The 22221-nt window shown below is 60.2% G+C and carries 15 protein-coding genes, 3 tRNA genes and 1 riboswitch; of the genes, 2 read left to right on the top strand and 16 right to left on the bottom strand.

Going from position 1 to position 22221, the window contains the following annotated elements; all coding sequences use genetic code 11:
- Positions 1-11: 11 nt before the first annotated feature.
- From ACM6G4_RS05300 to ltaE, 7 genes are all read right to left on the bottom strand, one after another.
- A tRNA-Arg gene (locus ACM6G4_RS05300) sits at positions 12-88 on the bottom strand.
- A 71-nt stretch (positions 89-159) separates the two neighbouring features.
- A tRNA-Arg gene (locus ACM6G4_RS05295) sits at positions 160-236 on the bottom strand.
- 107 nt (positions 237-343) lie between these two features.
- Positions 344-434: transfer RNA gene (locus ACM6G4_RS05290), tRNA-Ser, on the bottom strand.
- A gap of 62 nt (positions 435-496) precedes the next feature.
- On the bottom strand, positions 497-685 hold the full coding sequence (gene csrA, locus ACM6G4_RS05285) for a carbon storage regulator CsrA (RefSeq protein ID WP_002554426.1): 189 nt from the start codon (positions 683-685) through the stop codon (positions 497-499).
- Between the two features lie 188 nt (positions 686-873).
- On the bottom strand, positions 874-2115 hold the full coding sequence (locus tag ACM6G4_RS05280; RefSeq protein ID WP_007971040.1) for an aspartate kinase: 1242 nt from the start codon (positions 2113-2115) through the stop codon (positions 874-876).
- 91 nt (positions 2116-2206) lie between these two features.
- The gene (gene alaS, locus ACM6G4_RS05275; RefSeq protein WP_414913197.1) at positions 2207-4828 is read right to left on the bottom strand and encodes an alanine--tRNA ligase; all 2622 of its coding nucleotides are present in this window, start codon (positions 4826-4828) and stop codon (positions 2207-2209) included.
- A gap of 146 nt (positions 4829-4974) precedes the next feature.
- Positions 4975-5979, bottom strand: coding sequence for a low-specificity L-threonine aldolase (ltaE, locus tag ACM6G4_RS05270; protein ID WP_414913196.1), 1005 nt, complete (start codon positions 5977-5979; stop codon positions 4975-4977).
- Positions 5980-6177: 198 nt separating this feature from the next.
- Positions 6178-6348: riboswitch (FMN riboswitch) on the top strand.
- A 99-nt stretch (positions 6349-6447) separates the two neighbouring features.
- Here ltaE and ACM6G4_RS05265 point away from each other — a divergent pair.
- A complete protein-coding gene (locus ACM6G4_RS05265; protein ID WP_056724151.1) occupies positions 6448-6957 on the top strand; it encodes a 6,7-dimethyl-8-ribityllumazine synthase in 510 nt (169 codons plus the stop codon).
- 110 nt (positions 6958-7067) lie between these two features.
- Here the strand turns inward: ACM6G4_RS05265 and astE are convergent, their stop codons facing one another.
- From astE to ACM6G4_RS05230, 7 genes are all read right to left on the bottom strand, one after another.
- Entirely contained in the window at positions 7068-8078 is a 1011-nt protein-coding gene (gene astE / locus ACM6G4_RS05260; RefSeq protein WP_056724150.1) for a succinylglutamate desuccinylase, read from the bottom strand.
- A 12-nt stretch (positions 8079-8090) separates the two neighbouring features.
- Complete coding sequence (locus ACM6G4_RS05255) at positions 8091-8381, bottom strand: hypothetical protein (RefSeq protein WP_046042326.1); 291 nt, start codon at positions 8379-8381, stop codon at positions 8091-8093.
- 61 nt (positions 8382-8442) lie between these two features.
- Positions 8443-9789, bottom strand: a complete 1347-nt coding sequence (astB, locus tag ACM6G4_RS05250; RefSeq protein WP_414913195.1) for an N-succinylarginine dihydrolase — start codon at positions 9787-9789, stop codon at positions 8443-8445.
- 167 nt (positions 9790-9956) lie between these two features.
- Positions 9957-11426 carry a succinylglutamate-semialdehyde dehydrogenase gene (gene astD, locus ACM6G4_RS05245; protein WP_414913201.1) on the bottom strand — a complete coding sequence of 490 codons (1470 nt, stop codon included), beginning with the start codon at positions 11424-11426 and terminating at the stop codon, positions 9957-9959.
- Positions 11423-12448, bottom strand: coding sequence for an arginine N-succinyltransferase (gene astA, locus ACM6G4_RS05240; RefSeq protein WP_056724145.1), 1026 nt, complete (start codon positions 12446-12448; stop codon positions 11423-11425). The genes astD and astA overlap by 4 nt, the downstream gene beginning before the upstream one ends.
- A gap of 79 nt (positions 12449-12527) precedes the next feature.
- Complete coding sequence (gene aruF, locus ACM6G4_RS05235) at positions 12528-13547, bottom strand: arginine/ornithine succinyltransferase subunit alpha (protein ID WP_046042322.1); 1020 nt, start codon at positions 13545-13547, stop codon at positions 12528-12530.
- A 151-nt stretch (positions 13548-13698) separates the two neighbouring features.
- Positions 13699-14919 (bottom strand): aspartate aminotransferase family protein, encoded by a 1221-nt coding sequence (locus tag ACM6G4_RS05230; RefSeq protein ID WP_056724143.1) that lies wholly within the window; start codon positions 14917-14919, stop codon positions 13699-13701.
- 309 nt (positions 14920-15228) lie between these two features.
- Here ACM6G4_RS05230 and ACM6G4_RS05225 point away from each other — a divergent pair, with 309 nt between their 5' ends.
- Positions 15229-20250, top strand: a complete 5022-nt coding sequence (locus ACM6G4_RS05225) for a dermonecrotic toxin domain-containing protein (protein WP_414913194.1) — start codon at positions 15229-15231, stop codon at positions 20248-20250.
- A gap of 17 nt (positions 20251-20267) precedes the next feature.
- On the opposite strand, the gene argR is transcribed toward ACM6G4_RS05225, so the two are convergent.
- Together argR and ACM6G4_RS05215 are read right to left on the bottom strand one after the other, a co-directional pair.
- Positions 20268-21248, bottom strand: coding sequence for a transcriptional regulator ArgR (gene argR / locus ACM6G4_RS05220; protein WP_056724139.1), 981 nt, complete (start codon positions 21246-21248; stop codon positions 20268-20270).
- 204 nt (positions 21249-21452) lie between these two features.
- Complete coding sequence (locus ACM6G4_RS05215; RefSeq protein WP_056724137.1) at positions 21453-22217, bottom strand: ABC transporter ATP-binding protein; 765 nt, start codon at positions 22215-22217, stop codon at positions 21453-21455.
- Between the last annotated feature and the right edge of the window lie 4 nt (positions 22218-22221).

Below are 22221 nucleotides of genomic sequence, written 5' to 3'. Positions count from 1 at the left end.
TTTTGTTTGTATGGTGCACTCGACAGGATTCGAACCTGTGACCGCTCGGTTCGTAGCCGAGTACTCTATCCAGCTGAGCTACGAGTGCATTTGTGTTTTTATACCAGATCACAACTGGTTGAAGCCAAGTTACCTGCATTGCTGCAACTAACTCTTAAATGGTGCACTCGACAGGATTCGAACCTGTGACCGCTCGGTTCGTAGCCGAGTACTCTATCCAGCTGAGCTACGAGTGCATTTGTTGCCGCGCATTATAGGCCGTCTAATCTCTATGTCAAACACTTTTTCTAGTAATTTCAACAACTTACCGAAGAAGCCAGATTACAACGTACTACGCAAATAATGGCGGAGAACGGGGGATTCGAACCCCCGACACCCTTTTGAGGTGTACTCCCTTAGCAGGGGAGCGCCTTCGGCCACTCGGCCAGCTCTCCGCAACACGGGGCGTATATTAACCAGCTTCTTCCCCGTTTGCAAACATAAAAAACGATAAAAATTAATGGCTTGGTTCTTCGTCCTTCTCTTTCTTGATACGCAGGTAAATTTCTTCCCGGTGAACAGCCACCTCTTTGGGGGCATTAACACCGATGCGCACTTGATTTCCTTTGACGCCGAGCACGGTCACGGTGATTTCGCCATCACCGATAATCAGGCTTTCTGCGCACCGACGAGTCAGAATCAGCATACCTTTCTCCTCACGCATTACATTTCAGGGACAACAGTCTGCAAAAAAAAGGCACTCGACCCACAACCGGAGCGATCGCAGCCCTACATGCCTGAGTATTGACTAGCGCGAGCAAAAGAACAGCCTCGGGGGTCACGCCATTCAAAAAAACAAAAGGCGCGGTCAGACCGCGCCTTTTGGCAAACGCATCACTCGCCCTGGCGGGCCGGTGCGTCCAGTTCGAAAGCCGTGTGCAGAGCGCGCACAGCCAGTTCCAGGTATTTCTCTTCGATCACTACGGAGACTTTGATTTCCGAAGTCGAGATCATCTGGATGTTGATGCTTTCCTTGGCCAGGGATTCGAACATGCGACTGGCCACGCCTGCGTGAGAGCGCATGCCAACGCCGACGATCGACACCTTGGCGATCTTGGTGTCGCCCACGACTTCACGGGCACCCAGCTCGCCAGCGGTCTTTTCCAGCACGGCTTGCGCCGCCTGGTAGTCGTTGCGGTGCACGGTGAAGGTGAAGTCGGTGGTGTTATCGTGCGCAACGTTCTGCACGATCATGTCGACTTCGATGTTCGCGGCACTGATCGGGCCGAGAATCTTGAAGGCAACGCCCGGGATGTCTGGCACGCCACGGATGGTCAGCTTGGCTTCATCGCGGTTGAAAGCGATACCGGAAATGATCGGCTGTTCCATGGTTTCCTCTTCATCAATAGTAATGAGGGTGCCCGGACCCTCCTTGAAGCTGTGCAGTACGCGCAGCGGAACGTTGTACTTGCCGGCGAACTCGACCGCACGGATCTGCAACACCTTGGAGCCGAGGCTGGCCATTTCCAGCATCTCTTCGAAGGTGATCTTGTCCAGGCGCTGAGCCACGGACACCACACGCGGGTCGGTGGTGTAGACACCGTCGACGTCGGTGTAGATCTGGCATTCGTCAGCCTTCAGGGCTGCCGCCAGCGCCACGCCGGTGGTGTCGGAACCGCCACGACCCAGGGTAGTGATGTTGCCGTGCTCGTCGACGCCCTGGAAACCGGCGACAACCACCACACGACCCGCCTTCAGGTCACCGCGAATCTTCTGGTCATCAATCTGCAAGATACGCGCTTTATTGTGCGCGCTATCCGTCAGGATCCGCACCTGGTTGCCGGTGTACGACACCGCCGGCACGCCGCGCTTGATCAGCGCCATGGCCAACAGGGCAATCGTCACCTGCTCACCAGTGGAAACGATCACGTCCAGCTCGCGCGGAACCGGTTGGCCGTCGCCACTGATTTGCTTGGCCAGATCGATCAGACGGTTGGTTTCGCCGCTCATTGCAGACAGCACAACCACCAGGTCATCGCCGGCATCGCGGAATTTCTTAACCTTGTCGGCGACCTGCTCGATTCTCTCGACAGTGCCGACCGAGGTGCCTCCAAATTTCTGTACGATCAAAGCCATTTCAAAGCCGCCTCTGCCCATGAAGGGCGCCCAAATAATCACTCAAACAGCGTCGCGGCCCACCACTAGACTGTGGGCCGCAAGTACTGCCTTATAGACCCTGCTCTACAAACGGAACGGTCAGGGCCAGTGCCGCATCCAGTGCGCCAGCGTCGGTACCGCCGCCTTGCGCCATGTCTGGACGACCACCACCCTTCCCGCCCACTGCCGCAGCGGCTTGCTTCATCAAATCACCGGCTTTGAGTTGGCCAGTCAGGTCTTTGGTTACGCCTGCAACCAGAACGACCTTTTCCTCATGGACACTGCCGAGCAGGATCACTGCGCGGCCGAGTTTGTTTTTCAGTTGATCGACCAGCGCCAACAGCGCCTTGCCATCCTGACCGTCCAGACGCACGGCCAGCACTTTCACGCCCTTGACGTCCTGCGCCTGGGCCGACAGATCGTCGCCCGCGGCACTGGCAGCCTTGGCTTGCAACTGCTCGAGTTGCTTCTCCAGCAGACGGTTGCGCTCCAGCACAGCCGACAGCTTGTCGATCAGGTTGTCGCGGCTGCCCTTGACCAGGCTGGCCGCTTCCTTGAGTTGTTCTTCCGCCGCATTCAAGTAAGCCAGCGCTTGCGCACCGGTGACGGCTTCGATACGACGCACACCCGATGCCACACCGCCTTCGCTGATGATTTTCAGCAGGCCGATGTCGCCGGTACGGTTGGCGTGGATACCGCCGCACAGCTCAACGGAGAAATTCCCCATGCTCAGCACGCGCACGTTGTCGCCGTATTTCTCGCCGAACAGCGCCATGGCGCCTTTCTGCTTGGCGGTTTCGATATCGGTTTCTTCGGTTTCAACTTCGGAGTTCTTGCGAATCTCGGCGTTGACGATGTCTTCCAGCGCTTTCAGTTGTTCAGGCTTGATGGCTTCGAAGTGGCTGAAGTCGAAGCGCAGGCGCTGACTGTCGACCAGCGAGCCCTTCTGCTGGACGTGATCGCCCAGCACCTGGCGCAATGCAGCGTGCAGCAAGTGAGTCGCGGAGTGGTTCAACGACGTGGCGTGACGCACCTCGGCGTCAACGTGGGTCTCGACCGGCGCACCGACGATCAGGCTACCCGAATCCAGGATACCGTGATGCAGGAATGCACCGCCGGTCTTGGTGGTGTCGCGCACGTCGAAACGCGCAACGCCGGCCCGGAGGAAGCCGCAATCGCCAATCTGACCACCGGACTCTGCATAGAACGGCGTCTGATCGAGAACGACCACGCCCTCTTCGCCTTCGCTCAACACGTCGACCGACTGCCCATCCTTATAGAGAGCAACGATCTTGGCGGAACCGCTGTGAGCGGTGTAACCAGTGAACTCGGTGGCCACGTCAACCTTGACCAGGCTGTTGTAGTCCATGCCGAAGGAACTGGCGGAACGGGCACGGACGCGCTGGGCCTCCATCTCACGCTCGAAACCTTCTTCGTCGATGGTCAGGCTGCGTTCGCGAGCGATGTCGCCGGTCAGGTCCATCGGGAAACCGTAGGTGTCGTAGAGTTTGAACACCACGTCGCCCGGCACCACTTCGCCTTTCAGTTCAGCCAGATCCTGCTCGAGAATCTTCAGGCCCTGCTCCAGGGTCTTGGCGAATTGCTCTTCTTCGGCCTTCAGCACGCGTTCGATGTGCGCCTGCTGGGATTTCAGCTCAGGGAACGCTTCGCCCATCTCGGCGACCAGGGCCGCAACGATCTGATAGAAGAAGCTGCCCTTGGCGCCCAGCTTGTTACCGTGACGGCAGGCGCGACGGATGATCCGGCGCAGCACGTAGCCGCGGCCTTCGTTGGACGGCAGCACGCCGTCGGCGATCAGGAAGCCGCAGGAACGGATGTGGTCAGCCACGACTTTCAGCGAAGCCTGGGCATCGTTGGTGCAACCGATGGCCTTGGCCGACGCGCTCAGCAGGCTCTGGAACAGGTCGATTTCATAGTTCGAGTGAACGTGCTGCAGCACGGCACTGATCCGCTCCAGGCCCATGCCGGTGTCGACCGACGGCGCTGGCAACGGGTGCAACACGCCATCGGCGGTGCGGTTGAACTGCATGAACACGTTGTTCCAGATTTCGATGTAACGGTCGCCGTCTTCTTCCGGCGAGCCCGGTGGGCCACCCCAGATGTCGGCGCCGTGATCGTAGAAAATCTCGGTGCAAGGACCGCACGGGCCGGTATCGCCCATGGTCCAGAAGTTGTCGGAGGCGTACGGCGCGCCCTTGTTGTCGCCGATGCGCACCATGCGCTCGGCTGGAACCCCGATTTCCTTGGTCCAGATGTCGTACGCCTCGTCATCGCTGGCGTAGACAGTGACCCAGAGCTTTTCCTTCGGCAGGTTCAGCCACTTGTCGGACGTCAGGAAGTTCCAGGCGTAGGTGATCGCGTCACGTTTGAAGTAATCACCGAAGCTGAAGTTACCCAGCATTTCGAAGAAGGTGTGGTGACGAGCGGTATAACCGACGTTTTCCAGGTCGTTGTGCTTGCCGCCGGCGCGCACGCATTTCTGGCTGCTGACGGCGCGGGTGTACGCGCGCTTTTCCTGGCCCAGGAAGCAGTCCTTGAACTGGTTCATCCCCGCGTTGGTGAACAGCAGGGTTGGGTCGTTGCCCGGAATCAAAGAGCTGGAGGCTACACGGGTGTGGCCTTGCTCTTCGAAGAAGCGAAGGAAGGCTTCACGGATTTCTGCGCTTTTCATTAGGTTCTTCCACGGAGGCTGCGGCCAAAGGCCTGTTCGAAACGTCAACAGACGAAGCGACGGCAAAGGGCCGCATTATATCGGCCCTGCGCGCGGGGTACAGCGTGTTTATACGATAGAAACGGTCAATTGGAGTGCTAACGCTATCACTTGCGCGAAAAGTCGACGAATGTCGCGACGACCTGCTCGATTTGCGCACGGCTGACGTCCATGTGCGTGACCATGCGCAGACGAGCGGCGGCACTGAGCTTGATCCCCCGCTCGGCGGCAAAGGCCTTGATCGCCTCGGCCTGGTCGCCCATCTGCACGTAAACCATGTTGGTCTGCACCGGCTCGACCTCGAACCCGGCCCCGCGCAGGCCCTCGGCCAGCAACTGCGCGTTGGCATGGTCATCGGCCAGGCGCGCTACATTGTTATCCAGCGCATACAGCCCCGCCGCCGCGAGAATCCCGGCCTGACGCATGCCGCCACCGACCATCTTGCGCAGGCGCCGGGCCTTGCCGATCAGCTCGGCCGAGCCGCACAGCACCGAACCGACAGGTGTGCCCAGGCCTTTGGACAGGCACACCGAGACGGAGTCGAAATACCGGGTGATTTCCCGGGCATCCACACCCAGTTTCACTGCCGCGTTGTACAGACGTGCGCCGTCCAGGTGCTGTTGCAGGCCATGTTCGCGTGTGAAACTGCGCGCCCGGGCCAGGTATTCCAGCGGCAGGACCTTGCCTTGCATGGTGTTTTCCAGCGCCAGCAGACGGGTACGGGCGAAATGGAAGTCGTCCGGCTTGATCGCGGCGGCAACATGCGCCAGGTCCAGCGAACCATCGGCCTGTACTTCCAGCGGCTGTGGCTGGATCGACCCCAGCACCGCCGCTCCACCCCCTTCGTACTTATAAGTGTGGGCCTGCTGGCCGACGATGTACTCGTCACCGCGCTCGCAATGGGCCATCAACCCCAACAGGTTGCTCATGGTGCCGGTCGGCACGAACAGTGCCGCGGCAAAACCCAGGCGCTGGGCCAGTTCGGCTTCCAGGTGATTGACCGTCGGATCTTCGCCATACACGTCATCGCCGGTGGCGGCTTTGGCCATCGCGTCGAGCATGCCGGCGCAAGGTTGAGTAACGGTGTCGCTGCGAAGATCGATAACGCTCATGAATCTGGCCTCGGTAAGCAGGGGAAATCCCTTTCAGTCAGGAATTACTGCGGGCATGGCGACGATTAATCAACCCTTGGGCTGGGATAATGCTCACTAATAAAGCGAAATACTCGATAGCAATCATCCAAAAGGGGCCATGCGCACACCGCAAATATGTGATAAAAACGCTGCGCAGCCAAACAATTTGGGCGGCAAAAACGTTCTCAGGGCGGGGTGCAACTCCCCACCGGCGGTAATTGCGTGCAAAGCGCATAGCCCGCGAGCGCTTGGCGACGACGCTGCTTCGGCGGTGGTTGGCGACAAGGTCAGCAGACCCGGTGTGATCCCGGGGCCGACGGTCATAGTCCGGATGAAGAGAGAACGGGATTGACAACAAAGGGCCGTCCGCCGGCATTCGTGCGAGCGCACCCTCAGATCCCCTTCGATTCATAACGCCCTGTTTTTCACACAAACAGGAGTCAGAACATGCAACCCACCGCAATCGACAGCAAAAGCAAACACCATCATGGCGAGCGCGTAGCGTTCATCCAGGCCTGCTGGCACAAGGATATTGTCGATCAGAGCCGTAAAGGCTTCGTCGCCGAAATGATTGCCCAGGGTTATCAGGAATCCGACATCGATTTCTTCGAAGTCGGCGGCGCCTTTGAAATGCCCTTGCACGCCAAGTTGCTGGCCAAGACCGGTCGTTATGCCGGCATCGTCGCCGCAGCCCTGGTGGTGGACGGCGGCATCTACCGCCACGAGTTCGTCGCCCAGTCGGTGGTCAGCGGCCTGATGCAGGTGCAACTGGAAACCGAAGTGCCGGTGTTCTCGGTGTCCCTGACCCCGCACCACTTCCATGCCGGTGAAGAGCACCAGAAGTTCTTCTTCGAACATTTCCAGCATAAAGGCCAGGAAGCGGCGAAGACCTGTGCGGATACGCTGATGAAGATCCGCACGCTACGTCGCAGTGAGCCGCGTGCGGTAGCGGTCTAACACCGCAAAACCCTGTAGGAGCTGACGAGTGCAACGAGGCTGCGATCTTTTGATCTGAAAAGAACAAGATCAAAAGATCGCAGCCTTCGGCAGCTCCTACAGGGGTTGTGTCAGGCCAGGTTTGCGTCGGTGGTTGGCACAACCAGGATGCCGGCACGCAAACCATTCTTCACCCTGGGGTTCGGGAAGATGATCCGGGCGCCCTCTTCCTCGATGATCCAGCGGGTGTTGGCGATGTCTTCCGCCAGCAGGTAACCCACTTCAAGCTCCGAAAAGTTCTCGATGTCCGCCGGCAGGTTCAGGCGGAAGCTGTCGCTGTGCTTGATGATTTCCCGTGCCACGCTGTACAGCTGCAAACCGTCCAGCGCGTCCTCAGTCAGTTCCGGTTCAGTGCCCTCAATGATCTGCTTGAGGCGCTTCTCCAGCAGCGAGACGTTGACCCCGTCGTTCTGACCGAACGGCCGCGCCTTGCCCAACTCCAGAGTGAAGGCCTCGGCCCCCAGTTTGTCGTAGGTGTAGGAGCTGAACACGATGGACGGTTTGTTCTGCAACAGCACCGCTTCCATGCCGGCAGCACGCAGGCGCGCCAGCTCCTGACGGGAATGCTGGCGGTCTTCTTTCCACGGATACAGGGCGAACTGCTCGATTTTCGAGCCACGAATCGCCGTGTGCAGGTCGTAGTGCAGGCGCTGACGGTCCGGCAGGCTGAAGAAGCTCGCTGCCAAACGCTCCAGTTCACAGGCGCGCAGGGCTTCGCAACCGCTGCTTTGTTCATGACGGCCGTTGAACAGCCGATTGACGTCCTGCTCGACGAAACGCTCGCCTTTGCGAATCGCTTCCGGGTTGCCGAACAGGAACAGAATACGTGCGCGCGGCTTCAAGTCGCCGCGGGCAATGTCGTGCAACAGGCGATCGAGCAATTCGATCGGCGCTGTTTCGTTGCCGTGGATCCCCGCCGACAGCAGCAGGTCCAGGCCATTGTCACGGGCTTCAGGTGGCCGGACTTCCAGCGCACCTTCGCTCAACCAGCGCATGCGCACGCCTTCGACAGTCAGTTGAGTCTTCTCCGCCGGTTCGCGGCCGGCGAGGGTCAGTTCAAGCAGTTTGCCGAGGGCGAGCATAGAGCGGTTTCCTTAGTGGTCGTGGTTGCAATCCGGGCCGTGAACGTGATCCTCGTCGTCGCCGAGTTCAGCCGGTTCCATCTCCAGTTGCAGACTTACCAGATTAGTCGCCAATGGGCGCAACAGCAGGTTGGCGTACTCGGCATCGCCTTCTTCGACGTCCACGCCGATCAGCAACTGGCCACGGCCGTCCTGCTGGATCCACAGCTCCTTACCTTGCCACAGGACCGCGACACGGGTGCAGGAAGTCTCCAGTTGCGTGCCGTCAGTGTCTTCAAGGATCAGCTGCAGGGTATCGCTCATGTCTTTACGCTCTCGTTTGAGATGAAGCAGCGCGCTGCCGTAGAAAGCGGCGCGCCGTCGATCAATTGATCTGGAATGGATAAACCGCGCCCAGTTTAAGGATTTGCGTCAGTTCATCCAGTGCCGTCCGGCACTCAAGCAGCAATTGCGGGTCCGCCAGATCGTTTTCGGTCATGCGGTCGCGGTAGTGCTTCTCGACCCATTCGGTCAGTGTGCCGTACAACGGTGCGGTCATGATAACCCCTGGGTTGACGGCCGCCAGTTCGGTTTCGTTGAGTGCGACACGCAACCGCAGGCAAGCCGGGCCACCGCCGTTCTGCATGCTCTGCTTGAGATCGAAGACCTTCACTTCGCGGATCAGGCCGCCGGAGCCGGTCAAACCCTGCAGGTACTGCCAGACACGCTCGTTGCCACGGCATTCTTCCGGCACGATCAACAGCATGGAGCCGTCAGGACGCGACAGCAGTTGGCTATTGAACAGGTAGGAACGAACGGCGTCTTCCACGCTTACTGCGGAGCGCGGTACGCAGACGGACTGAAATTTCCCACCGACCTTGGCGAGTTTGCTCTGCAATTCAGCGAGCATCTTCTCGGTCTCGAGGAACGCGTCCTCGTGATAGAACAGCACTTCACCATTACCGACCGCAATCACGTCGTTGTGAAACACGCCCTGATCGATCACCGACGGGTTCTGCTGGGCGTAGACCACGCCGTCATCGCTCAAGCCGTGCAAACGGGCAACGGCCTGGGACGCTTCGAGGGTCTGGCGCGCCGGGTACTTCTGCGGTGCCGGGTAGCGGGTATCGAACGCGCTGCGACCGAACACGAAGAATTCGACGCCGGCTTCGCCGTATTCACGGCAAAAACGCGTGTGGTTGGCCGCACCTTCGTCACCGAACTGCGCCACGGCCGGCAAGGCGGCGTGGTGGGCGAAGTGTTGCTGGTCAGCGAACATCGCCCCCAGCACGCGGCTGGTGGTCGGGTGTTCGATGCTGCGGTGGTATTTGCAGTTGAGGTTGGCGGCGGTGAAATGCACGCGACCATCAGCGGTGTCGGCGCTCGGGCTGACCGTGGCGGCGTTGGCCACCCACATGCTCGAGGCCGAGCAACTGGCCACCAGCAGCGGCATCGCGTATTTGGCGGCGCGCTCGATCACTTGAGCGTCGGTGCCGCCAAAGCCCAGGCGACGCAGTGCGGCCACATCCGGGCGCTCTTGCGGTGCCAGTACGCCTTGCTGGAAACCCATTTCCATCAGCGCTTTCATCTTTGCCAGGCCTTGCAGCGCCGCTTCCTTGGGGTTGGAAGACTGCTGGCTGTTGCTCTGGGACGCGACGTTGCCGTAGGACAGGCCGCCGTAGTTATGGGTCGGCCCCACTAGACCGTCAAAATTGACTTCATAGGATTTCATCAGCGAGGCTCCACGAGAATCTGTTGTTATAGGCTTCAGTAACTAACTGTTCAGTGCGACCGAGTCGCGGCCTTCGCGGGCAAGCCCGCTCCCACAGGTTCAGCAGTGTTCACAAATTTTGTGTTCGACGCAGTCCTTGTGGGAGCGGGCTTGCCCGCGAATGGGCGTTACGCCATTTTCACGCCAGGCGTAAGGGCCGACGGCATCACCAGGCTCGGCGTTTCCAGCGAGGCCACCGGGTACGCGCAGTAATCAGCCGCGTAGTAGGCGCTGGCGCGGTGGTTGCCCGAGGCGCCGACGCCGCCGAATGGCGCGCTGCTCGCGGCGCCGGTCAGTTGCTTGTTCCAGTTGACGATACCGGCACGGCTTTCCAGCCAGAATTGCTGGTAACGCGCTTCGGAATCCGACAGCAGGCCGGCGGCCAGACCGTAGGCGGTGTCGTTGGCTTCAGCGATCGCCGCTGCAAAATCAGCGTAGCGGATCACCTGCAACAACGGGCCGAACAGCTCTTCGTCAGGACGATCGGCAACGGCGCTCACGTCCAGGATGCCCGGGGTCAACAAGGCCGATTGAGCCTGAGGCTGAGTCATTTCCAGCAGCGCCACGGCGCCGTTGGCCAGCAGATGTTCTTGCGCATCCATCAACGCTTTGGCCGCACCGAGGGAAACCACCGAGCCCATGAACGGCGCCGGTTGCTGATCGAAAGCACCGACCTCAATGGTCGAGCTGACCGCCACCAGGCGCGCCAGCAACGTATCACCCCAGGCACCTTGCGGCACCAGCAAGCGGCGGGCACAGGTGCAACGCTGGCCAGCGGAGATGAACGCCGACTGAATGATGGTGTACACCGCGGCATCGAGGTCAGCGACCTGATCGACCACCAGCGGGTTGTTACCGCCCATTTCCAGCGCGAGGATCTTGTCCGGACGACCGGCGAACTGCTGGTGCAGGTGATTGCCGGTGCGGCTGGAACCGGTGAAGAACAGACCGTCGATACCCGGGTTCGCCGCCAGGGCGATGCCGGTTTCGCGAGCGCCTTGCAGCAGGTTCAATACGCCTGCTGGCAGGCCAGCCTCGATCCAGCACTTGACCGTCAGCTCGGCGACTTTCGGTGTCAGTTCGCTTGGCTTGAACAGCACGCTGTTACCGGCCAGCAGTGCCGGCACGATATGACCGTTCGGCAGGTGACCCGGGAAGTTGTAAGGACCAAACACCGCCACCACACCGTGGGGCTTGTGGCGCAGCACTGCGGTGGCGTCACCCAGCGGGCCGCTCTTCTCGCCGGTACGTTCGCGGTAGCTCTGCACCGAGATGGCAACCTTGTTGACCATGCTGGTGACTTCGGTCGCCGCTTCCCACAGGGGTTTGCCGGTTTCTTCGCCGATGGTATGAGCCAGTTCGTCAGCGTGATTCTTCAGCGCGGCGGCAAAGGCTTCCAGCACCGAGATACGCTCTTGCAGGGTACGCCGCGCCCAGTCCGGGAACGCCTGACGCGCAGCTTGCACAGCCGACTCGACTTGACCGGCGGTGGCGCCAACGCCGGACCACAGCACCTGCTGGGTCACCGGGTTCAGCGATTCGAAGGCTTCGCCCTGGCCGGATAGCCATTCACCTGCAATGTAAAGCGACTTCATTATTTCGACTCCCGAGCAGCGGACAACGCCACGGCGCGTACTTGGTCGCCAGCGTTGAGTTGAAGACGTTTGGCGGTCTGCGGATCGACCACCAGGGTACCGGCGGCCAGACGTGCCGGCGCAGCAGTGATCCGGCAGTCCTCGCGCTTGCGGTTGTGAATGATAAATGGCGTGGCATCGTCACCCGGCGTGCCGACGGCCAGCACCAGTGCCTGGCTGTCACGCACGGCGCGGATCTTGCCGGTTTCGCACTCGATCGCAGGACCTGCGTCGAAAATGTCGACGTAGCCCTGGTAGCTGAAACCTTCGCTCTTGAGCATGGCCAGCGCCGGCTCGGTGTCCGGATGAACCTGACCGATCACGTTGCGCGCGTCCGGCGACAGGAAGCAGGTGTACAGCGGGAATTTCGGCATCAGTTCGGCGATGAACGCCTTGTTGCCGACACCGGTCAGGTAGTCAGCCTGGCTGAATTCCATCTTGAAGAAGTGCCGCCCCAGGCTTTCCCAGAACGGCGAACGCCCGGCCTCGTCGGAAACACCGCGCATTTCGGCAATGATCTTGTTGCCGAACAGTTGCGGGAATTCGGCGATAAACAGCATCCGCGCCTTGGACAACATGCGGCCGTTGAGGCCGGTACGATAATCGGCGTGCAGGAACAGCGAGCACAGCTCGGAGTTGCCGGTCAGGTCGTTGGCCAGGAACAGCGTCGGGATTTCGCGATAGATGTTCAGCTCTTGCGAAGCGCTGACCGTCAGACCGACCCGGAAGTTGTACCAGGGCTCACGCAGGCCGACGGCGCCGGCAATGGCGGAAATACCCACCACGCGACCGTCGTCATCTTCGAGCACGAACAGGTAGTCCGCATCGCCCCGCCCGGCTTCGCCGCGAAAGGTCTTCTCGGCCCAGCCGACCCTATGGGCCAGCCGCTCTTCGTTGGCCGGCAAGGTGGTCAGGCCGGTGCCGGTGCTGCGGGCCAGGTCGATCAGAGCGGGTAAATCGCTGCTGCGTACGGGACGAACGATCATGCTATCTCCTCAAACGGGCCGCTTGCGCCACCCGTGAAACTTCGCTGCTTTCTAAACAAGCAATCAGGCCAGGCCGCTGTTAAACCGCCACCAGGCGCACGCTGGCACCCTCGCCGACGCCCAGGGCTTCGGCCGCTTCCAGGTCCAGGGTCACCGGTTTGCCCGGCGCGTAATCGAGCTCGAGCATCACAGCGCGGTAATCCTGCAACTGGGCATTGGCCACCAGATACTGGCGACCGACACCTTTGACCGGTTCGCCGATCTTCACCGGCACCACACGGCTCTGGGCGATCGAACGGATCCCCGAGACACGGGCATGCAGGGTCGGGCCACCGTCGAAAATGTCGATGTAGTGATCGGTCTCGAAGCCTTCGCGCATCAGGATGTCGAAGGTGATCTGCGCCCGCGGGTGCACCTGGCCCATGGCTTCCTGAGCGGAGTCCGGCAGCAGTGGCACGTAGATCGGGTAATGCGGCATCAGTTCGGCGAGGAACGTACGGCTTTTCAGCCCGCACAGACGCTCGGCCTCGGCGTAGTTGAGGTCGAAGAAGTTGCGACCGATGGCATCCCAGAATGGCGAGTCGCCGTTTTCATCGCTGTAACCGACGATCTCGGTCACTACGGAATCGGCAAAACGCTCCGGATGGCTGGCCACGAACAGCAAGCGGCCACGGGAGTTGAGCTCCGACCACGGCGAACCCACCAGCTCGCGCTGCACATAGAAACTGGTCAGCAAGCTGTTGCCGGTCAGGTCATGGCACTGCGAGAGCACGTGGATCTTGTTGTGAATCTTCAGCTCGCGGGAAGCGTGCACGAAGGTTTCGTTGCGAAAGCTGTAGAACGGCTCGGAGTAACCGGCCGACGCCACGATGGCCGAGCAACCGACCAGCTTGCCGGTGGCGGAGTCTTCGAGGACGAAGAAATAGCTTTCCTCACCGTTGAAACTCACTTCGGCGGCGAACGAGGCTTCGCTTGCCGCGATCTTGTCGCTCAGGCGTTCAACGTCATCCGGCAAGGAAGTAACACCAATCGGACTGTCCGCAGCCAGACGCTGTACCTCGCCCAGATCAGCCATTTGCGCGGGGCGCATCACCAGCATGGTGTCACTCCTTAATCTCAGAACTTACAGAAAAAAATCCCGGGCCATCTCCGCAGGAGACTGTGGGAGCGGGCTTGCTCGCTCCCACATTTGATCCGGCCCGGAACAAAAATTGGGTTCGACGCCTGACTTGCAGGCGTCGAAGGGTCTATCAGGCTTGCGTCAGTTTTGCCGCGGCACGTTCGAAGCGGTCCAGACCGGCATCGATATCGGCGTCTTCCACCACCAGGCTCGGGGCGAAACGCACCACGTCCGGGCCGGCTTGCAGAATCATCAGGCCTTCTTGCTCAGCGGCATTGAAAATGTCCTTGGCCTTGCCTTTCCAGGCATCGCTCAGCACACAGCCGATCAACAGGCCCAGGCCACGGACCTGGGTGAACAGGCCGTACTTCTCGCCGATCTGCTCAAGGCGGGCCTTGAACTTGTCATGCTTGGCGTTGACACCAGCCAGCACCTCAGGGGTGTTGATCACGTCGATCACGGCTTCGGCGACAGCACACGCCAGCGGGTTGCCGCCGTAAGTGGTGCCGTGGGTGCCGACGACCAGGTGCTTGGCCAGGTCTTCGGTGGTCAGCATGGCGGCTATCGGGAAACCACCGCCCAGGCTCTTGGCGCTGGTCAGGATGTCCGGGATCACACCGTAATGCTGGTAGGCGAACAGGTGGCCGGTACGGCCCATGCCGGTTTGCACTTCGTCGAACACCAGCAGCGCGTTGTGCTCGTTGCACAGTTCGCGGGCGCCTTGCAGGTAGGCCAGTTCGGCCGGCAGAACGCCACCCTCACCTTGAATAGGCTCCAGGACCACGGCGCAGGTCTTGTCGGAAACGGCAGCTTTCAACGCGGCCAGATCGTTGTACGGCACGTGGGTGATGCCGGTGATCTTCGGACCGAAGCCATCGGAGTACTTCGACTGGCCACCGACGTTCACGGTGAACAAGGTACGGCCGTGGAAGCTGTTGAGCGCGGCGATGATTTCGTACTTCTCGCTGCCATAACGGTCGAACGCGACACGACGGGCCAGCTTGAAAGCGGCCTCGTTGGCTTCGGCGCCGGAGTTGCAGAAGAAAGCGCGCTCGGCAAAGGTGGCGTCGACCAGCTTGTGTGCCAGGCGCAGGGCCGGCTCATTGGTGAACACGTTGGACACGTGCCACAGCTTGTTCGCCTGCTCGGTCAAGGCACCGACCAGCGCCGGATGGGCGTGACCCAATACGTTGACGGCAATCCCGCCGGCAAAGTCGATCAGCTCGCGGCCGGACTGGTCCCAAACGCGGGAACCGGCGCCACGCACAGGAATGAATGCGGCAGGCGCATAGTTGGGAACCATTACCTGATCGAAATCGGCGCGTTGTACCGCAGCGTGCTCAACGGACATCGGAGTCTCCTGAAGAGAAAACACTCGCCTGAAACTGGCGAGCTTGGTGAGGATTGTAAGGACAGTTTTCAGCCCGGCCTTGCCGCCAAGCGACAACTTCTTATAGCGCAAACCCCGGATTTTCCCGGGTTTACGGCAATGCGACATATAGGGTCGCAAAGGCGCAGTTTAACTGGCGGCGGACGTTTGCGGCAGGCTTGCTGCGCTGTAACGCCTGCCAATGGCCCGAGTGCGGTAAATATGTACCGCACAGCGTCCAGGTTCGCGGGTTTTCCTAGTGGCCTTTCAAAACCAACGGCCACTGCCCCCATGATTACCGAATCCACTGCCACTATTGCCTGCGACGCTTTCAGGCCGGACGCTCATTTCCAGCATCTGCAGAATGTGATCCCCCCTTGGCTGCGCCAGGCGGCGCCTCACAGACGCGAGGCGCTGCGCAACATCACTCCCACTCTGCCCGCCGGACTAAAGGCGGCATCGAAACATCACCACACGAAACTCGCCAGGCTGATCGCCCGACAGATCTCCAGCCAGAATCAGGTCGACAAGGCACTGGCCAACCTGCAAAACCCCGCGGATTTCGCCAAGCCGCTGCTCCAGGCCGAAATCAAGCGCCGCTTCGGCCTGGATCTGAATGTGCGCGAAACGTTTTTGCGCCTCTACCTGCCTGATCACCTGCCGTGGTTACGCCTGAAGTCAGGCGCTGCGCGCACCTGGACGGTATCGCTGCTGGATGCCGCACTGCACAATTTCGAAAGTGCCGAGACCCTTGCAGATGCCTTCGAACCCGCCTCGACGTACATCACCGCGCCATCCTCCAACGGGCAATTCCTGACCTTGCCGCAGATCCTGGAAAAGATGCCTGTCACGGTCTTTACCGCCATGTGCCGGGAGCTGGACATCGGCCAGCGCTATAAAACCTATCTGGAAGACAATCTGAGTATCGGCAATCCGGTGGACTCGGCGCTGCTGCGAGGGAAAATCCGCGACAGCCAGAAATCCGCAATCACCGCTGCATTGCATCTGGCGCAGATGCAAAAAAACCTGGGCAGCGACACCCACAGCCTTATTCTCGGCCTGCTCGACAACCTGCCGCAGCACAAGCAGCCATGGCGCTGTCATGACCTGAAGATCCTCAACGCGAGCCTCACCGGCATCCTGCTGTTTGCCCCGGACCTGGACCGCGCCCGGGAAGTGGTTCGCGTGGTGGCTTATATACCGGGCGACCCCGAACAGCCGATCAAGGAATACCCCTCGTCTGCGGCCTTCGCCGAAGAACTGGCCCGGCGTCTGCTCGACCCCGCCTATCAACAGTTTTTCAGTCGCTTCATTAACCATGAAGATCGCGGTCACTTTTTCGCACAGCTGAACCAACTGCTTGTCCCGATCACCTGGCAACCGGTCCGGCCAGGCGATCCTCGTCCGACCTGGCGGCAACAGCCCAACCCGCGCGCGGACCTGAAGATCGTGGCAACGCCTGTCACAGCAGAACTGTGGACTCACCTCTACCAGAGCAAGCTCAACAAAATCCTCAACGATGCGCGGGTGATCGCGGTGTCCACTGCAACGGTCGACCAGAAAGCTCGCTGGGCACTGTGGGATTCCTTCACGGAGATCGCCTCGGCACTGCTGAACATCGCCGCTTTCGTGGCACTGCCATTCGTGCCGTTTCTCGGCGAACTGATGCTCGGCTACATGGCCTACCAGTTGCTCGACGAAACCTTCGAAAGCGTGGTCGACTGGGCCGAGGGGCGGAGTCGCGAGGCCTTCGGGCACTTGATGGGTGTGGTGGAGTCCGCAGTGCAACTGGGGACCTTTGCCGCAGGAGGGGCGATCGCCGCCGGCGAATTTCGCTCGGTATTGCCCCGGGAGATCGTTGAATTCATCGACGGCTTCAATACGGTAAAACGGCCAAACGGCGACACCCGCTACTGGCAGCCCGACCTGACCGGCTATGAACACCCCTCGGCGTTACCCAAGGATGCAAAACCGAATGAACTGGGCCAGCACCCGTATCAGGGCAAAAACCTGCTACTCCTGGAAAACAAGCACTACGCCGTGAGCAAGGATCCACTAACCGGCGGGTACCACATCGACCACCCCTCCCGCCCTGACGCCTACAAACCAAAACTGCGACACAACGGTGCCGGTGCCTGGCAAACCGAACTCGACCAGCCGTTGAGCTGGGACCAGGCCACCGTACTGCACCGTGTCGGCCCGGACATGCAGCGATTTTCGGCCAGTACTCGCGAACGCATCCTCAGCATCAGCGGCAGCCACGAAGATGTCCTGCGCAAGATGCACGTGAATACCGGGCGGGTACCGCCGCTATTGGCCGACACACTCAAACGCTTCGGGATCGATCAGGACATACAGACCTTTATCGATCAGATCGGCAGTGACCAGCCGGAGCACTTCCTTAAGGCGGATCCGGTGACACAGCTGGAACTGCTCAATGAAAACGGTTACTGGCCGGCAAACAAAGGCCTGCGACTGATCGACAAAAAAGCGCAAACCCTTTGGCAAAGCCCGGCGCCCGATGTACCCGTGGTGCATATCGATACCACCCGCCTCACCGACGGCGACCTGCTGAAAACCTTTCTCCAGACCCTGTCGGACAGCGAAGCCAGAACGCTGATGAGCGAAGAATTCGGCCACCCCTCCCCAGGCCTGGAAAAGCGGGTGCAGCGATTGCGCAAGATACTCGCGCGGCTTGCCGAACAGAAACGGCAAAGCCTGTTCGATCAACGTTACCGCAGACTCGAACGTGGCGCTCGCGCGGCCATACAAGTGGTCATGGATGCCGAGCCCGGATTGCCACGCAGCGTTGCACAAGCGATTGTGGACACGGCAAGCGATCAGGAACTGCAGCAGCTGAAAAACTCAATCCTTGCCCCTCGCCTGGTCGAGTTGAGCCGGGAGGCCGGATTGCAAGTACGGGTGACACGCGCCTACGAGGGGCTTGATTTGCCATCGACCGAGAACAACCTCGACACCGACCGGCTGGCCTTGCACACCCTGGAAAAACTGCCGGGCTGGACGGCAGAGCTACGACTGGAAATCCGCCAGTACGCCCATGAGGGTCCGCTGATCGACAGCCTTGGCCGTATCGACGCGCCCCTGCGTAAAGTGCTGGTGCTCGGAGAAGAGGGTTCCTATCAGCCCTTCGATCATGACGGCGAAGAACTCAGCGGCATGGGCTCGCTCTACACCTGCCTGCTACAGGCCATGCCGGACAGCGAACGGACGGCCTTGAATCTGAATATCGGTGAAGGTGAACGGCTCAAGCAGCTGATTCGCCAGCACGCCTTGAGCCGCGATGCATTGCGCGCACTGCTGATTCAACACCCCGACCTCAAACCCACCTACGACCCAAAAGTGATGCGCTTGCTCGGTGGCGGTGACGGGTATCGTCAAATGCCACGCAACACACCCACCTTGCAAGGTCGGGCACAGACACTGTTTCCCCATCTATCCGCCGAAGAACTCGACGCCTTCATCGAACGCTTGCAACTGCATCCCGGCGGACCGCGAGCAGAGCTGAGTCGACTCATGACTCAACACACGCAACTGCTGGAGGCACTTTCATCCTGGCGCGATGAAATTCCGCTGTTTATTCCAGACACGCAAATCAGGATCACGCCCGGGCAGTTCGCTGCGCAACAGCAGGTCCGCCGTCAATTCACTATCGATCTGGCCGACTGTTGGCGCCAGCAATGGACCCTTCCCGAAACGACTCTTGAAACAGTCGACTTCAACTTCTCCCAAGCCATCATTGGCCAATTGCCAACACTGGACACCGACTTCAGCGGCGTCACAATGCTAAGGCTCGATGGTGGTAGCGCCACGCGGGGCCTGCACGAGTTTCTGCGCGGCTTTACCGGCCTACGCATCCTGAAACTGCGAGACTTCAACCTTGGCCGCTTGCCAGACACCCTTCCATCGCTGCGACTCGAAGAGCTCATTCTGAGCAATTGCTCGATCACCCTCAGCCCCGAAAGCCAGCTCGGGCTCGAGGGCCTGCATCAGTTGACCACTTTGGACTTGTACAACAACCCCTTGGGCCTGACACCCGATTTCGGCAGCATGCCGGACTTGAACTACATCGATTTATCGCAGACGGGCATCACTGAACTACCGCGCAACTTGCTGACTCGTCCGCGCCTGCGCACCGCCCTACTCAATGATAACCAGATCAAAGAGTTGCCCAGCGCACTGTTCACGCTGCAACAACGCACCCAGGAGGGTTTCGACCTGGCCAACAATCCGTTTTCCAGCGCAACCCGTGAACGCCTCAAACAGCACTTCCAACAGACCCGTCAGGACTTCGGTATCTTTGCCGAGCAAGCAGATATCGACCGCACCCAGGCGCTGTACCCCATGATGGACCAGGAGGACGCCAGCAAATTCGTGTTCCTGCTCCCCGGTACACTGGACGAGGGGCGAATCGCATTGACCCGCCTGGAAGCCGAACTCACCACCCTTGAACACGACCTGTCGGCCTGGACCGGCAATATTCCAGCCGTCCACCCCCACAGCAATCAACCGTTCACTGCCCAGCAACTGCTGATCGAACATTCGACGCGGGACGCATTCAGAGAGTCCGTACTGCGCTGCTGGCGCCGGGAAACCGATCCAGTGAACCTCAACGACTCGCTGCAAGCGACTACTTATGACCTGAGCCTGAACACGTGGATTACCGGTCACCTTCCGACACTTAGCGCAGATTTCAGCCACGTTTCTCTGGTCTACCTGGAGAGCGAGAGTGGCCTGACTTCGGGTGTCACGGGGTTCCTGGAGTGTTTCCCCAAACTCAAGACCCTCGTTATCAACGACTTCAGGCTGGGCAATATCCCGGAGGCGATCTTCCGGATGAGCGATTTGAGCTCGCTCAATCTCCCTGACTGCAACATCACCCTGTCCCCGGAGTCGGTCCTGAACCTGGCCGAGATGGCCCGCCTGGAATTCATCGATTTGAGAAACAATCCGCTGGGGCTGGCTCCGGATATCAGCCAGATGACGGACCTGGCAACCCTGCAACTGGACAACTGCGGGCTCCCCGAATTACCCGCCGGACTGATGCAACTCAAGAGCCTGGAAATCGTAGACCTGAGCGGCAACACGATCAGCCAGATACCCGCCGACCTCCTCGAAATGCCGTTGGAGGTCGCCGAAAGCATCAGCCTGCGGGGTAATCCGCTCTCTGAAGAAAGCCTGCAAATCCTGCTTGAGTACTTCAGGTTGACCAGCGTCGACTTCGGGGTTCAGGAAGTGATTGATCGGGCAGAATTGGAGATGTCGACTTCCGAGGCGTCCGAACCGGAAGACTGATCGGTATCAGGCGCGGATCAACCGCGCTCCGGCGGCACCGATGACAACTCGAACGGGCTGCTGCTGCGCCGCTGGTTGCGATCTTCCCGCGGCGTGGCACCGAAGAAATTGCGATAGGCGCTGGAGAAATGCGGCCCCGAGGAGAAGCCACAGGACAGGCCGATCTGGATGATCGACTTGCTGGTTTGCATCAACATCTGCCGGGCCTTGTTCAGGCGCAGTTCCAGGTAGTACTGGCTCGGCACACGGTTGAGGTATTGCTTGAAAATGCGCTCCAGTTGCCGACGGGACACGCACACGTGCTGGGCGATTTCGTCGGTGGTCAGCGGCTCTTCGATGTTGGCTTCCATCAGCAACACCGCCTGGGTGAGCTTCGGATGGCTGGAACCGAGGCGGTTCTGCAACGGAATACGCTGGCGTTCGCCGCCCTCACGGATGCGCTCGACCACCAGTTCCTCGGACACCGCCCCGGCCAGTTCCGCACCGTGGTCGCGGGCCAGCACCGCCAGCAACAAGTCGAGCACCGACATGCCGCCGCACGCCGTCAGGCGATCGCGATCCCAGTCGAACAGGTGGCTGGTGGCAATGACCTTCGGAAAGCGCTCGGCGAAATCGTCCTGCCAGCGCCAATGCACCGCCGCGCGATAACCGTCGAGCAAACCCAACTGTGCCAACGGGTAAACACCGGCCGACAGACCGCCGATCACGCAACCGGAACGCACCAGTTGCTTGAGCGCACTGCTGAGCGCCGGCGCCAGTGCGGTCGGTGGTTCGTCAGCGAGCAGGAACAGTTTCTGGAAGTTTTCGAGCTTGCCGGCCCACGCCTCGCCCGGCAATTGCCAGGCGCTTTCGGCCGGCGGTTCGGCCTGCAGGAACGACAACTCGTAAACCACGTCCGGATGCACACGCTGGGCAACACGCAAGGCCTCCTCAGCCAGCGCAAGCGTCAGTGCTTTAGTGCTGGGCCAAATCAGGAAACCAATTCGATGGGCAGTCATGGTGGGCAATCCGAAGCGGAGAACAGTGATGAAGGCATGGGCCAATGCTAGCCCGTAAATGAACGCAAATCTTAAAACCAGCAGAGATCAAACCTGTAGGAGCTGTCGAGTGAAACGAGGCTGCGACTCTTTTGACTCGAAAAATCAAGATCAAAAGATCGCAGCCTTCGGCAGCTCCTACAAGGTGCACAACGGCAGCCCTGATTACTTCAGGCTACCCGAGAGAAATTGCTGCAAACGCTCGGATTGCGGGTTCACCAGCACTTCGCGCGGGTTGCCGCTTTCTTCGACCACACCTTTGTGCAGGAACACCAACTGGTTCGACACTTCACGGGCAAAGCCCATTTCGTGGGTCACCACGACCATGGTCCGGCCTTCCTGGGCCAGGGCCTGCATGACTTTCAGCACGTCGCCGACCAGCTCCGGGTCGAGGGCGGAAGTCGGTTCGTCGAACAGCATCACTTCCGGCTCCATCGCCAACGCACGGGCAATGGCCACGCGCTGCTGCTCGCCGCCGGACATGTGCCCAGGGTAAGCATCCTTGCGATGGGCCACGCCTACCTTGTTCAGGTAGTGCTCGGCCTTGTCGCGGGCCTCGGCCTTGGACATGCCCAGCACATGCACCGGCGCTTCCATGATGTTTTCCAGCGCGGTCATGTGCGACCACAGGTTGAAATGCTGGAACACCATCGACAGGCGCGAACGCATGCGTTGCAGCTGTTTCGGGTCGGCAGCCTTCAGCGCGCCGTCCTTGTTCGCCACCAGCTTGAGCTCTTCGTTGTTGAGCAGGATCTTGCCCGCGTGCGGCTGCTCCAGCAGGTTGATGCAGCGCAGGAAAGTACTTTTGCCGGAGCCACTGGAACCGATGATGCTGATCACATCGCCGGCTGCCGCTTTCAGGGACACGCCCTTGAGCACTTCGTGACTGCCATAGCGTTTATGCAGGTCTTGGACTTCAAGTTTGTACATGCTG

The sequence above is a fragment of the Pseudomonas sp. IT-P258 genome (genome assembly GCF_949767825.1).
Lineage (GTDB): Bacteria > Pseudomonadota > Gammaproteobacteria > Pseudomonadales > Pseudomonadaceae > Aquipseudomonas > Aquipseudomonas monachiensis.
This window is presented reverse-complemented; position numbering and strand designations above follow the sequence as displayed.